A 13,762-nucleotide genomic window follows, 5' to 3' on the forward strand; every position below is an offset into this window, starting at 1 on the left:
CCAATTTTCAAAGGGATAGCCGTAGGATTATCTTCTCTGCCTTCGCTCAATCCCTCGAAAACGCCCTCGTGAACCTGAGAAAGACAGCAGCAAAGGAAACCCGACAGTTCTCCCCTCCCCTTTCCAACGCTGGTGGAAGGCTTGGGGTTGCTGATATGTCGGACTATTCCTGCTTCTAAGAGTGGACTTCATTATGCCGTCACCCAGCCAGCCGCCCATTATCCATATTGCGACCGCCCTGATCTTTAACGACAAAGCTCAGACGCTTCTGGTCCGAAAGAAAGGCTCTCGCTTCTTCATGCAGGCAGGCGGCAAGATTGATGCGCAGGAAACTGCGGCTCAGGCTCTTGCCAGAGAACTGAAGGAAGAGCTGGGGATTACGGTCTCTCTGAACGAGAACGATTTTCTGGGTTCATTCACTGCGGAAGCCGCGAACGAACCCGGCCACCTTATTCAGGCGGAAGTGTTCCGGATGACCTTGTCCGCGCCTGTCACCGCACAGGCGGAAATTGCGGAAGTCATCTGGGTTGATCCGGCAACAGCCCCACAGGAGCAGTTAGCTCCCCTCACCCGTGACACGCTGATGCCTTTGGCAAGAAATATCCTGCACTCCGCCAACCCGGTCGGCGGAGAGGCTTAACTCTCTTCTTATATATAACGTGCCAGGAAGGGGGCTGTTTTGCTTTGAGGCTGAGCCGCGACATCCTTCGGGGTTCCTGCGGCGACAATATGCCCCCCATCCTCACCTGCACCCGGCCCCAGATCAATCACCCAGTCACTCGCTGCGGCGACCCGCATATCGTGTTCCGCCAGCACGACGCTGTTGTTCTGGTCCACCAGTGTCCGCAACTGGCGCATCAGACGATCCACATCTGAGGGGTGCAGACCGGTTGTGGGTTCATCCAGCACATACAAGACATGGCCTGACCGACGTTTCTGCAGTTCCGTGGCCAGCTTGATACGCTGCGCCTCCCCGCCAGAAAGCTCTGTTGCGGGCTGACCAAGCCTCAGATAACCCAGACCGCCCTGCTGCAACGTGTCAAACCCGTGTGCAATATTGGGTTCCGGCGCAAAAAAATCATGCGCCTCGTCCACACTCATCCCCAGCACGTCAGCAATGGTCTTGCCGCGCAAGGTGACTTCCAGCACTTCCGGCTTGTAGCGTGTGCCATGACATTCCGGGCACGGCGCATACACGCTCGGCAGGAAGAGCAGTTCCACCATCACGGAACCTACGCCCTCACATTTGGGGCAACGGCCCTTGGCGACATTGAACGAGAACCAGCCCGCGTCAAACCGTCTCTTCCGCGCTTCCGGCGTCGCAGCAAAAGCCTGACGGATCAGATCGAACAGCCCGGTATAAGTCGCCAGATTGGAACGGGGTGTGCGGCCAATGGGCTTCTGGTCAATTACCACCAGCCGTTTGATCTTGCTCAGACCGGAAACCACCTTGCCTACAGGCTGACCGGGTTCACTATCGAGAAGAGGCGCATCATCCCCTTCTTCCGTCGTCGTTTCCGTCTCAATCGGCTGGCCCAAAGCTTTCCCGACGACAGAGACCAGCGCCTGCCCCACAAGGCTGGATTTACCAGAACCAGACACACCCGTAACAGAAACCAGCACGCCCAGCGGCAGGGAAAGACTGACGTCGCTCAGGTTGTTCCAGCAGATGCCAGACAGCTCCAGCCAACCCGCCGGCTTACGAGGCGGCGTATCCCGATGCGCTGGCGGGTTAAACAGATAAGGCCGCGTGCGGGACTCTTTAACCGCCTTCAGGCCCTCCGGCGGCCCGCTATACAGAACGCGGCCGCCACGCTCACCGGCATCTGGCCCGACATCCACCAGCCATTGCGCCCGCCGGATAACATCCGGATTATGCTCAACCACCAGCAGGGAGTTGCCCGCTTCAAGCAGACCATCAAGGGCACGCAGCAAAGCCTGAGTATCCGCCGGATGCAGGCCGGAACTGGGTTCATCCAGCACATACACCACCCCGAACAGGTTGGAGCGGATCTGCGTGCCCAGCCGTAACCGCTGATACTCACCGGGGGAGAGCGTCTGAACCGGCCGACTGAGTTGCAGATAGCCCAGACCGAGGTCGAGCAGCACATCAATGCGCTCAATCAGCGCCTCAACAATGCCTTGGGCCGCGAGAGTTGTGGCGTCTTTCTGCGTCAGCCCAGCCAGAGCCGAGCGCAATGCGTTCTGAATATGTTTGAGGGGAAGCTCTGACAGGTCTGCGATATTGCGCCCGTCAAACGTGACCTTCAGCGCATCCGGGTTGAGGCGCTGCCCATGACAAACAGGGCACGGCGCGCTGACCATGAAGGACGCTGCCCGCGCCCGCATCTTGGCGCTCTGGGATTTTGTAAAGGTTTGCAGCACATACTGACGCGCACCGGTGAAGGTTCCGTTATAGCCCGGTGGGTCACCGCGTTTGATGGAAGCCAGCACTTCCTCATGCGTCAGACCGGAATAGACCGGCTCGGTCGGGGTTTCCTCCGTATAGAGGATCCAGTCCCGCGTTTTTTTGGGTAGGTCACGCCAGGGCGTATCAACATCCACGCCGCGCGTAATGAGGATATCCCGCAGGTTCTGCCCCTGCCATGCCGTGGGCCATGCTGCCACAGCCCGCTGGCGAATGGTCAGGCTATCATCCGGCACAAGTGTTTGCTCGGTCACATCATAAATACGGCCCATGCCGTGGCAGCGGGGACAGGCCCCCATCGGCGTATTGGGCGAGAAAGATTCTGCTTCCAGCCGGGATAACCCCGGCGGATACGTTCCTGCGCGGGAATAGAGCATGCGCAGGAGGTTGGAGAGCGTGGTGACACTCCCGACAGATGAGCGCCCGCTACTTCCGCCGCGTTGCTGCTGCAGAGCCACTGCGGGGGGCAGACCATCAATCGCATCCACCGCCGGAACCGGCATCTGGTTAAACAGGCGCCGCGCATAGGGTGAGACAGATTCCAGATAGCGCCGCTGCGCTTCTGCATAAATTGTGCCGAAGGCGAGCGAGGACTTGCCTGACCCGGACACCCCGGTGAACACCACAAGCTGGTCTCGCGGTAAGGCGACATCGACATTTTTGAGGTTATGTTCGCGCGCCCCACGGACGCGGATCATGGTGTGAGGGTCGATCGGGGTGGTTTTTGTCTGCTCGTCCATACCTCGCACTATACAGCTTCTGGCAGGCAGGGAACCGCTGCTCGCTCCCGCAATCTGTCAGACTTGCCATGCGTGACACGCTCCCCCTTCCCCACCCCGACACGTATGATAAAGCGAGGCGGACAAGACCGGAGACATGGCCATGACAAACCCTATCAGACATCAGGCCATTTTTGGCATCACGGGCCGGAGTGGGTCAGGGAAAACGCATCTGCTGGCCCGTCTGCTGCCCGCCCTTCGGGCGCGGGGTTTGCGCGTTTCCACCATCAAACACACGCACCACGCCATTGATATCGACAAGCCCGGCAAGGACTCCTTCGTGCATAGAGAAGCTGGTGCGTCAGAAGTGATGCTGGCCACACCGGACCGCTGGGTTTTGCAGCATACCCAACCTGACGCACCTTTTACGCTGCCGGACCTGCTGGCCCGCATGACGCCGGTGGATCTGATCCTGATTGAAGGGTTCCACACGACAGTGCCTGCCTGCCTTGAGATCTATCGCCCCAGTGTGGGCAAAGACCCTCTCTTTATGACGCAAAGCAATATTGTCGCGGTTGCGACTGATGCGACTGATGCGCCTGAGGCCGTCCCGGCACCGCTTGCTACGCTCGACCTGAACGATACGGAAGCGCTGGCCGCGTTTATTCTGGAGCGGGCTGTTCAGATCCCGGTAGGCTGAAGCGGCAGAACCCAACGAGTTTGCCCCGGTTCCACCGGCGCTTCAGGATCAACCCGCAGCAAGGCCGAAGCCCGGGAAAACACGATAATATCGGACGCTCCCACAGTGGGCAGCATAGACAAACGCCAGCCTTGAGGCTCGGGGTGGCAGGCCACCGGGATAAAATGCGTTGTGCCTGCAACGGGTGTAAACGCAAAATCCGCCACACCCGGGACCATGGGCGCAGACGCTGAGGCTCCCATTACAACCCGCAGGTAAGGCAGAAGAAACACCAGCGCACAGATGGCAGACGCGCCAGGATTGCCCGGCAGGCAAAAAGCCTTACGATTACCCTTTGTCATAACCGTCAGCGGTTTGCCGGGGCGGATTGTTACCCCTCGGAATACCGTCTGCGCGCCAAGGCTGCTGAGTGCATCCAGCACATTATCCGTCTGCCCGACAGAAATACCGCCGGTGGTGACCAGCACATCAGCTTCAGCCCATGCCTGCGCCAGTGTCTCGCTGAGTTTCTGCTCATTATCTGAGGGAACGGAATGCAGCGTCACCTCTGCCCCGGTCTCACGCAGCAAGGCGGCCAGCATGGGAGAATTTGAATCGGCACGGGCGTCTGATGCATCCGCAGCTAGTTCGGCCCCGTTTGAAACCACGGCAACGCGCACAGGGCGGACGACGGCGATATCCGTAATCCCCTGACACGCCAGAAGCGCCGTATGCCGCCAGTCCAGACGGGTGCCTCGTGTAAGAAGGATGTCGCCTTTGGAGAATTCCTCCCCTGCCCGCCGGATATTGGCACCTTGATCGGCAAGCATCTTGGCGGGCGTTACGCAACCGGCTTGGGTCAGGCGCATCCGTTCCTTAGCCATCACGCAATCCGCCCCCTGCGGGATGCGCGCGCCAGTCAGAATGCCGAGCGCCTGCCCCGCTGGGAGAGGCAGCGGCATGTCGCCCGCAGCCGTTTGCCCGGCAACGGGCAGACCGTCCGGAGCGGCCTGCATGGCAGCATGATCAAACGCATAGCCATCCATGGCGGAAATATCGGCTTCAGGCCGGGCTGTGACGGCGCGTACATCTTCAGCGGCAATACGCCCGGCAGCTTCAGCAAGCGGAACGCGCATACTTTGCAGAGGGGCGCTCTTCGCGCACTCGGCAATCAGCCGTAATGCGGTGTCACACGCCACCATGCTCGTAAAACTGTTCCGCATTGTCGGAAAAATCCTGTCCTGAAACATCCGGCTCCGGAAAGCCGCCCTGCTACGGCCAGCCTTTAGGCCGGAAGGGCGAACGGGTTCAGCGCCGCCCGGATGAAGCCCTGATCTTCAAGCGCTGCATCCAGCACGACAGTTGCCAGATCATCCGCGAGCACTTCCAGCGCGGGATCCCGGTCCAGCCGGAAGAGTTTCACGTAACTCTTACAATCCCCGCAGGTTTCCGCCTGTATGGGGGCGTTTGTGTTCTCGAAGGACCAGTAATCAATATGATCCGTCGCATCACACACGCTGCATGTGGCCCGCACTTTATGCCAGCGCGTTTCACACAGGCTGCACTGGAGATACCGCAGCCCTTCCCGATCCCCCGTCAGAACCAGCGCTCCAGAGGGCGGTGCACCACAACAGGGGCACGCGCCACCTTCTGACCGACGCTGTTTCAGCGCCTTGTCCTCATCTGCCAGCAAGGCAATGGCCTGCGCCCAGAAAACAGAGAGTGCCGCCCATAAAAAGACAGCCGCCCCGGCATCAACCTGATCATACTGTCCGGACAGCAGCGCATAGGCCTGCGTGGCCAGAACGTCCGGCTTTTCTGCAGCCAGAACTTTTAGAGCGTCCTGCGTTTCCGCCGGAAGCTGAGCGCCGGCATCCTCCACAAGCGCTGAGAAGGCTTTCTGCCAGTACAGACTTTTCTCCAGCATGTCCTGCGTGGGGATATCGGGAGAGGTATTTTTGCCGCGCAGCAGAACCCGAACGGACTCGGCGTCCGCAAGGCTCAGCGGGCTTCTCGCCAGCAGACGCCCCTGTGCCGCCACAAGGCCAGACAGAAAGCTGAAATACCCGGCGTTTATTTCCTCAGCCTCGGCAGAAGACGGCTCATTCTGAGCCGCCTCTTTCACCAGCTGAAAAGCCAGTTCTTCAAGCCGGGCCGAGCGGCGCGCATAGAGCGCCTCAAGCTTAGGGAAAATAACAGGCTCGATAGCGGGAACGCCGGGAATCCGCTTATCGAGTGAAGGAATATCTGAGTGGTCTGTGATCATGAATGATGCTTTGCCGGAGTATCCTTGGAGGGTGCAACCTCTTCCTCATACCACCGGTCATGATGCTGCTTGGCCCATGCGCGGGAGACGTAGCCCGTCAGCATGCCCGTTACAGACCCACGCACCCAGATACCCATATAGATATGGCCAATCACCAGCAGGATCAGGCCAAGGCCGGCCAGAGAGTGTGCCAGCAACGCCAGACGAATGGCCGGAATTGGGAAATACCCGGCAAAGTAAGGCCGCCATGCCACCACGCCGGTTGCAAACAGAGCGCTGATCAGCGCCATGATGCACCAGAACAGGATTTTCTGCCCGGCGTTATATTTGCCAATTTTCAGCGGCTTGGTGTGCTTGTTCATCAGAACATCCACAATGTTCCGAAACCACGTCACGTCCGTTCTGACCGGCATGTTGTGGTGCACAAAGCGGAAGAACATGCAGATCAACAGCACGAACACCACCGTGCCGAGGAACGGGTGCAGCATTCGCGCCAGCTGAGGCGTGCCCAGCACACCGTTCATCCAGCTCAGGCTGGGAAAAAACCATGACAGGCCAGACATGGCGACCAGAAAGAAGCAGGCCACCATCGTCCAGTGGCACATGCGGTCCACAAATTTGGTCCGCAGGATAAGTTTTTTGGTGTCCATGGTTATTCCCTCCCTGCGGGATGCTCATCCTGAGCCGTATCAGACGCTGCCACAGTCTCTTTTTCTTCCGGCTGCTTTGCGGGCTCAGCCTCAGGGTCCGGGATATCAACCGTGTTGGGGCCAACCCCGACATAGTGGGCAAATGCCCCGGCCAGTGTGGCGATAAAGCCCAGCGCGCCAACCGGTTTCAGCCACTCTTTCCAGCCCCGCACAAACGGGCTGATATGCGGGTCTTTCGGCAGACGGTGATACATTTCCGGCTTGTCGGCATGGGTCAGCACATACATCACATGCGTGCCGCCAACGCCCTGCGGGTCATACAGCCCGGCCCCGTCGTGCCCGCGGCTTTTCAGCTCTTCAATACGGGTGGCGGCAAGATCCTTCATTTCAGCCTTGGAGCCGAAGGAGATCGCACCCGTCGGGCAGGTTTTCACGCAGGCGGGTTCCTGCCCAACGCTCACACGGTCTGCACACAGGGTGCATTTGTAAGCCTTGTTATCTTTCTTGTTGATGCGCGGCACATCGAAGGGGCAGCCGGCAATGCAGTAGCCACACCCAATGCACTGGTCGGACTGGAAATCAACAATACCGTTCGCAAACTGCACAATCGCGCCGGGGCTTGGACAGGCTTTCAGGCAGCCCGGCTCCTCGCAATGCATGCAGCCTTCTTTACGCAGAAGCCATTCCAGAGTGCCGCTTTCATCTTCCACTTCATCAAAGCGAATGACTGTCCAGGTTTCCGCCGTCAGATCCGCCGGGTTGTCATACACCCCGACGTTATGACCAACGTCATCCCGCAGATCATTCCATTCTGAACACGCGACCTGACACCCCTTGCACCCTGTGCAAATGGAGACGTCAATCAGCTTGGCGACTTCCTGCTGATGATCACGCGCCTGCGGAGCAGGTGTGAGACCATTGGTTGCGGACCGCCTGATGATGTCCTGTGATTGCATTCCCATCATTCCACCTCAGGCTTTTTCAACGTTAACAAGGAAGGCCTTGAATTCCGGCGTCTGGGAGTTTGCATCCCCCACGGCCGGGCTCAGCGTATTGGCCAGAAAGCCTTTGCGCGTTGCCCCTTCAAAACCCCAGTGACAGGGGATGCCGATCTGGTCGAGCTCACGCCCCATCACATTCAGGGTACGGATGCGCTTGGTCACCACGGCCTTGGCTTCAATATACCCGCGCTGAGACGAAACTTTCACTTTATCCCCCGCCGCAATATTCAGGCGGCCAGCCAGCTTCTCACCAATCTCAATAAACTGTTCCGGCTGCGCGATGGCGTTCAGACGGGAATGCTTCGTCCAGTGCCGGAAAAGCTCGGTAATGGAATAGGTGGTCGCCACATAAGGAAAATTCTTATGCTCACCCATGCGGGCACGGTCATCCTTGAGCACACGGGCTGTCGGATTGTACGTAACCTTGGGGTGCAGCGGGTTGTTCGCCAGCGGTGTTTCTGTCGGTTCATACTGCTCCGGGAACGGGCCATCGACCATCCCACCGCAGGCAAACAGACGCCCCAGACCATCCGGCTGCATGATGAAGGGGCTGACCCCACTGCCGGGCGGTGACGTGGGCGGATAGTCCGGCACATCAGACCCACCCCAGCGCTTGCCATCCCATTCCAGAATCTGGCGTTTGGGGTCCCACGGACGACCATCCGGGTCCATGGAGGCACGGTTATACAGAATACGCCGGTTGGCAGGCCACGCCCACGCCCAGCCCGGCGTGCAGCCAAGGCCGGTATCCGTGTTGTCCCGCCGGGCCATCTGGTTGCCTGCTTGCGTCCAGGAGCCGGCGAACACCCAGCAGAAGCTGGCGGTTGTGCCATCATCCTTCAGCACAGAGAAATCGGGCAGCAGATGGCCTTTAGGCACCACAACATGGCCCTGCTCATCCGTGATATCGGCCAGTGCATAGCCGTTGCATTCGCGGGCTACTTCTTCCGGCGTCGGGTCTTCAGGGTCTTTATAGTTCCACTGCATGTTCAGCACAGGCTCGGGGCAGACACCGCCCTCTTTCCTGTAAAGCTCACGCATCTTGGTAAAGATCGTGCCGATGACCTTGCCATCCTGCCAGGCTTCTCCGGGCGGTGCGGCACCTGCAAAATGCCACTGCAACCAGCGCCCGGAATTGACGATGGAGCCGTTTTCTTCCGCAAAGCAGGTTGAGGGCAGACGGAAAACTTCTGTCTGGATCTCTTCCGTCTTCACATCATTGAACTGCCCCTCATTCTGCCAGAAAGAGGATGTTTCCGTGGTCAGCGGATCAATAGTGACAAGGAATTTCAGCTTGGACAGCGCCGCAATGGTCTTGTTTTTGTCCGGCATGGCGGCCAGCGGGTTAAAGCCCTGCGCGATGTAGCCGTTCACCTTGCCCTGATACATCATGTCAAAATAGGCCAGCATATCGTAGCTGCGGTCCCATTTTGGCAGCCAGTCATAGCCCCAGTTATTAGCGGCTGTGGCGTGCTCCCCCCACAGTGTCTTCATCATGCTGACAAAGAATTTCGGCGTATTGTGATAGTAGTTCACCTGTCCGGGCACATCCGCCACGGGCGTGGTGGCCTGCAGATAGGTGGCCATATCCTGCTGTTTATCAGACGGCAGGTTCAGATACCCGGGCAGACGCAGGGAAAGCAGGCCCAGATCCGTATAACCCTGAATGTTGGAATGGCCACGCAGGGCGTTCATGCCGCCACCGGCCATACCGATATTGCCCAGCAGCAACTGGACCATGGCAGCCGAGCGGATAACCTGAGAGCCACTGGTATGATGTGTCCAGCCAAGTGCGAACAGGAAGGTGGACGTCAGGTCCGGCACACTGGTGGAGGCCAGTGTTTCACACACATACAGGAAGTCTTTCACCGGCGTGCCGCACAGTTGCGTCACCATCTCCGGCGTGTAGCGCTCCACATGTTTGCGCAGAAGGTTGATGACGCAACGCGGGTTCTGGAGTGTGGGGTCCTGACGGGCAAAGCCCTTCTCGTCCCGCTCATACGTCCAGGAGGATTTATCGTAGGTGCGGTTTGCTGCGTCGTAACCGCTGAAAAGCCCTTCCTCAAACGCGTAGTCTTCCCGCACAATCAGGGCTGCGTTGGTATAGGCCTTAACGTATTCGTGCTGAATTTTGTCGTGGGACAGCAGATAGTTCGCCACCCCGAGCATGAATGCCGCATCGGACCCGGCGCGGATGGGCGTATAGAAATCCGCCACCGCAGCACTACGGTTAAAGCGCGGGTCCACGACCAGCACTTTTGCGCCGTTGCGGATCTTCGCTTCCATCACCCACTTAAAACCAACCGGATGCGCTTCCGCCGGGTTACCGCCCATAATGAGCACGACGTTGGCGTTCTTGATGTCCACCCAGTTGTTGGTCATCGCCCCGCGCCCGAAGGTGGGTGCGAGAGCGGACACGGTGGGGGCGTGGCAGAGACGGGCCTGACAATCGAGCCCCAGCATCCCCAGAGAACGGGCGAACTTGAAATCCAGCACACCGGTTTCATTACTGGCGGCGGAAGAGGCCAGCATGCCCGCACTCAACCAGCGGTTGACCAGCTCCCCTTTTTCATTCCGTTGGATGAAGTTTTTGTCACGATCGTCTTTCAGCAGGCGGGCAATACGGGTCGTCGCCTCGTCCCAACTGATCCGCTTCCACTCTTTGGAACCCGGAGCACGGTATTCCGGATACTGCAGACGGCCAGCACTGTGAATGAAATCAACCAGCCCGGCCCCTTTGGGGCAAAGGGAGCCACGGCTGACGGGGTGATCCGGATCCCCTTCAATATGGAAAATGCTCGGCTTGGCGTTTTTCGCGCCGTCGCCAAGGCTGTACATCAGAATGCCGCAGCCCACGGAACAGTATGTGCAGTTGTTCCGGGTCTCCTTAGCGCGCAGCAATTTATATTGCCGGGAATCCCCCGCGTAAGCCTTTGGCGGCGCAAAACCCAGAGCGAGAGCACTGGCCCCGGCAACGCATGTGCCACCAGCCTTTAGAAATTGCCGTCTTCCCAGAGTCATTGCACTAAGCCTTCAGTTACGCATCTAATAAACTGCATAAGCAATATTTAGATGATTTCATCACAATCTGAATTGATGCAGATCATTTAACCAAGGGCGTAGCAAATCACTTTTCTTTCAAAACAAAGACCTTATGGCAGTTTACTATATTCATTTGAATATAGAATAAGCAACTATTGGTTGAGATTTTTAATTTTCCTATTTGCGTTCCTGATAGAATTAGGTGTGCCTTCACGTCACCGGCGCAAATATAGCCCCGTCTGAACAGAAGCATACAGCCTTCCCTCCCCCCTTGCGGGATCGACCGATCTTTATTAAATGCCGGCCACCCGCCCTCATATTAGCAACGCTGAAGTGCTTTTTTTTATTTTGTGCGAACACTGTTCGTCTTTTATATAACGGTTACGGATCATTCCTTAAGATTATCGGATAGAGAAATGCGGCCTTTTCTCCCATCTCATGCGCCAGCCATGTATCGAGATCAGGTCTCTGCTTTTTCAAAAATCCAAATTTTTCCATAGCCTCATCAAATCATAGTTTCCCTTTCCCCCGCTGCTGTATCGCCTGACAGGAAAATCCCCCATGCCCACCAAATGCTTACATCCCCGCAGTTCCATTGCTTGTCTGGCGGCACGCCCGTCCCGCCTGTTCGTCACGAGCCTGACCGGAGCTGTAAGCCTGTGGGCCATGCTGGCTTATGCGCAGGCAGCAACAGGAACCTCTCACACCACCCGCTCCCATCACGGCGGCAAGGCCGTATCTCCTTCAAAAACGGTGCAGCCCCGCACCGTGGCCCGACGCCCGTCAGGCCCGGTGCTTGCCAGTGGGGAAGAAGAAATCTCCGTCGCCTCCCACCGTCAGGCGCTCAACGGCGGTGGCGGGATGATGCGGCAGGAAACGGCCCCGCATGCCGTGCAGACCGTCACAAAAGCCTACATCAACATGCGCAGCCCGACCTCCACCGCGCTTGATCTGGTGAAAAACCTGCCCAGCCTGAACATCATGACGCCGGATAGCGCCGGTATGCAGGGCGGACAGATCCAGTCTCGCGGTCTGACGGATCTGGATATGGCCCTGATGGTGGATGGGGCACCGGCGGCGTCGGCAAAATACCTGTCAGAAAATATTGATTCCGAAAACCTTGAGGAAGTCAGCGTCACACCCGGCAGCGCCGCGCGTGATCTGCCGGTGATGTCCGCCGCAGGTGGCGTGATGAATTCCCGCACCCATCTGGCCTCCCGCAAAGCAGGCGGCATGGTGGATTTCTCTTACGGCACCAACAACCTCTCCCGCGAGTTCATTCGTCTGGAATCTGGTGAGATTGGCAAAAGCGGCGTGCGCAGCTTCTTCTCCTTCTCCAACGCGCATGCGCGGAGCTGGATGGGCGCAGGCATCAACCAGCGTAAACATATTGATTTCGGGCTGCAGAAAGACTGGCAGAACGGCTCCAATGCCCGCCTGTTCCTTTCATGGAACTCGGCTGATTTTACGATCGACAATTACCCGACGGCTCAGGAATTTTTTGAATACAAACATACCGGTAATGGCTACGGGCGCTCTGCCGACCCGAAGAGCGTCAATTACTGGAAAAACAATAACGATCACTGGAACCAGATTTTCCTGACAGCGCCGATCCATATTGTTCTGCCCAAAAAATTCAACTTTGACCTCCAGCCTTACTTCAGCATGGGTCAGGGCTGGGATGCCGCTCCGGGCGGCGTCGCGACAGAAGGCCAATACACCCACAACAGCGGTGGCGCGGCAGTTCCGGCTGGCACCAACATGACCAGTTTCTTCCTTGAAAACGAGGCCCGGCAGGTCGGCGCTGTGGCCAAGCTGAGCTACGACATTGATAGCCACAACCATCTGACCCTTGGTTACTGGTATGAAAACAACCAGACCATTCAGGGCTACCCCACCAGCACAACCATGGCGAACGGGGCCGCAGCCAGCCCGAACTGGGCAAAATATGCCGTGGGCGGCGCAATGTATGGCCAGAATGCAGGATATGAACTGCATTCCCTGTTCATCCAGAACCAGTCCCGCTACCTGAACAACAAGCTGCTGATTAACGCTGGCTTCAAGTTCGTTATGTCCAACGCATGGAACCGTGGCTTTAGTGGTGCCAACAAAAACTGGATTTCAGGCGATCGCTCCGGCAGCAACACCACAGCTCCCCTACCCCAGCTGTCCATCAGCTATCAGATTGACCCGAACAGCCAGATTTATGTGAATGCGGAAGGCGATTACCGCCAGCCGAGTGCGACGGATATGGGCTGGCTCTCCGCCAGCGCGCCTATGCTGAAGAACCAGTATTCCATCAAGGAAGAACTGGGCTACCGCTACCACAACAAATACCTGCTGCTGGATTTGTCCTTCTTCAACTACAATGTCACAAACCGCATTGTGGACCAGTATGTGGGCATGAACAGCTTCAAGCCCTTTTCCATCGGCAGCCAGACCATGCGCGGGCTTGATTTCATGATTGCCGGCAGAGAGATCCACGGCTTCAGCCCCTATGCCTCCGTGGAGTATCTGCACGCCACTCAGGACAGCAATGTTTTTGACCCCATCCAGAACATCATGCTGCACTCCAAAGGCACGCAGGCCGTCATGGCGCCCCACGTTATCGCAAACTTCGGCCTGACCTATACCTACAAAGGCTTTTTTGCGAACGGGGCAGTTCATTACACCGGCCCGCAGTCCGTCTCCATCGCGAATGACCAGCGCATCCCCGGCTACGTGACGGACTCCCTCTCTCTGGGCTATCACTTCAAGCCTGTCGGGTTCTTGAAATCCCCCACGTTCAAGCTGAACTTTACCAACCTGACGGGCTCTATTGTCCGCTCTGGCGCGATGGGCGCTGTGTATAGCGCGCATGATACCAGCACGGTTTATAGCGGCAGCAAGGGGGCTTACACCGGGTATGGCAATGCCTTCATGCTGGAGCCGCGCTTTACCATGACAGGCACGATCTCCACGTCCTTCTGATCCGCCT

9 protein-coding genes are annotated in these 13,762 nt (G+C 57.8%); 3 read left to right on the plus strand and 6 right to left on the minus strand.

Going from position 1 to position 13,762, the window contains the following annotated elements; genetic code table 11:
- Window positions 1-193 precede the first annotated feature (193 nt).
- Entirely contained in the window at window positions 194-640 is a 447-nt protein-coding gene (locus AD930_RS01980; protein WP_061504911.1) for an NUDIX hydrolase, read from the plus strand.
- 8 nt (window positions 641-648) lie between these two features.
- Here the strand turns inward: AD930_RS01980 and AD930_RS01985 are convergent, their stop codons facing one another.
- Entirely contained in the window at window positions 649-3,168 is a 2,520-nt protein-coding gene (locus AD930_RS01985; protein ID WP_061504912.1) for an excinuclease ABC subunit UvrA, read from the minus strand.
- Window positions 3,169-3,310: 142 nt separating this feature from the next.
- On the opposite strand from AD930_RS01985, the gene mobB reads away from it, so the two are divergent.
- Complete coding sequence (gene mobB, locus AD930_RS01990) at window positions 3,311-3,847, plus strand: molybdopterin-guanine dinucleotide biosynthesis protein B (RefSeq protein ID WP_061504932.1); 537 nt, start codon at window positions 3,311-3,313, stop codon at window positions 3,845-3,847.
- Here the strand turns inward: mobB and AD930_RS01995 are convergent.
- The 5 genes from AD930_RS01995 to fdnG all read right to left on the minus strand — a co-directional run bounded on the left by AD930_RS01995 (window position 3,829) and on the right by fdnG (window position 10,764).
- Window positions 3,829-5,049 carry a molybdopterin molybdotransferase MoeA gene (locus tag AD930_RS01995; protein ID WP_061504913.1) on the minus strand — a complete coding sequence of 407 codons (1,221 nt, stop codon included), beginning with the start codon at window positions 5,047-5,049 and terminating at the stop codon, window positions 3,829-3,831. The genes mobB and AD930_RS01995 overlap by 19 nt on opposite strands.
- A gap of 62 nt (window positions 5,050-5,111) precedes the next feature.
- Window positions 5,112-6,092 carry a formate dehydrogenase accessory protein FdhE gene (gene fdhE, locus AD930_RS02000; RefSeq protein WP_061504914.1) on the minus strand — a complete coding sequence of 327 codons (981 nt, stop codon included), beginning with the start codon at window positions 6,090-6,092 and terminating at the stop codon, window positions 5,112-5,114.
- Window positions 6,089-6,742, minus strand: coding sequence for a formate dehydrogenase subunit gamma (locus AD930_RS02005; RefSeq protein ID WP_061501187.1), 654 nt, complete (start codon window positions 6,740-6,742; stop codon window positions 6,089-6,091). Before AD930_RS02005 ends, fdhE begins: the two co-directional genes overlap by 4 nt.
- Before the next feature lie 2 nt (window positions 6,743-6,744).
- Window positions 6,745-7,704 carry a formate dehydrogenase subunit beta gene (gene fdxH / locus AD930_RS02010; RefSeq protein ID WP_061504933.1) on the minus strand — a complete coding sequence of 320 codons (960 nt, stop codon included), beginning with the start codon at window positions 7,702-7,704 and terminating at the stop codon, window positions 6,745-6,747.
- A gap of 9 nt (window positions 7,705-7,713) precedes the next feature.
- Window positions 7,714-10,764: a formate dehydrogenase-N subunit alpha gene (fdnG, locus tag AD930_RS02015; protein ID WP_082781609.1), complete on the minus strand. Its 3,051-nt coding sequence runs from the start codon at window positions 10,762-10,764 to the stop codon at window positions 7,714-7,716.
- A gap of 582 nt (window positions 10,765-11,346) precedes the next feature.
- On the opposite strand from fdnG, the gene AD930_RS02020 reads away from it, so the two are divergent.
- Window positions 11,347-13,755: a TonB-dependent receptor gene (locus AD930_RS02020; protein WP_061504915.1), complete on the plus strand. Its 2,409-nt coding sequence runs from the start codon at window positions 11,347-11,349 to the stop codon at window positions 13,753-13,755.
- Window positions 13,756-13,762 lie beyond the last annotated feature (7 nt).

It is taken from the genome of Acetobacter malorum (assembly GCF_001580615.1).
Classification (GTDB): domain Bacteria; phylum Pseudomonadota; class Alphaproteobacteria; order Acetobacterales; family Acetobacteraceae; genus Acetobacter; species Acetobacter malorum.

Coding starts and splice junctions, on each gene's coding strand:
- AD930_RS01980 (WP_061504911.1), top strand. CDS start 194: ATGCCGTCACCCAGCCAGCCGCCCATTATCCATATTGCGACCGCCCTG.
- fdhE (WP_061504914.1), bottom strand. CDS start 6,092: ATGATCACAGACCACTCAGATATTCCTTCACTCGATAAGCGGATTCCC.
- fdnG (WP_082781609.1), bottom strand. CDS start 10,764: ATGACTCTGGGAAGACGGCAATTTCTAAAGGCTGGTGGCACATGCGTT.
- AD930_RS02020 (WP_061504915.1), top strand. CDS start 11,347: ATGCCCACCAAATGCTTACATCCCCGCAGTTCCATTGCTTGTCTGGCG.
- AD930_RS01985 (WP_061504912.1), bottom strand. CDS start 3,168: ATGGACGAGCAGACAAAAACCACCCCGATCGACCCTCACACCATGATC.
- mobB (WP_061504932.1), top strand. CDS start 3,311: ATGACAAACCCTATCAGACATCAGGCCATTTTTGGCATCACGGGCCGG.
- AD930_RS02005 (WP_061501187.1), bottom strand. CDS start 6,742: ATGGACACCAAAAAACTTATCCTGCGGACCAAATTTGTGGACCGCATG.
- AD930_RS01995 (WP_061504913.1), bottom strand. CDS start 5,049: ATGCGGAACAGTTTTACGAGCATGGTGGCGTGTGACACCGCATTACGG.
- fdxH (WP_061504933.1), bottom strand. CDS start 7,704: ATGGGAATGCAATCACAGGACATCATCAGGCGGTCCGCAACCAATGGT.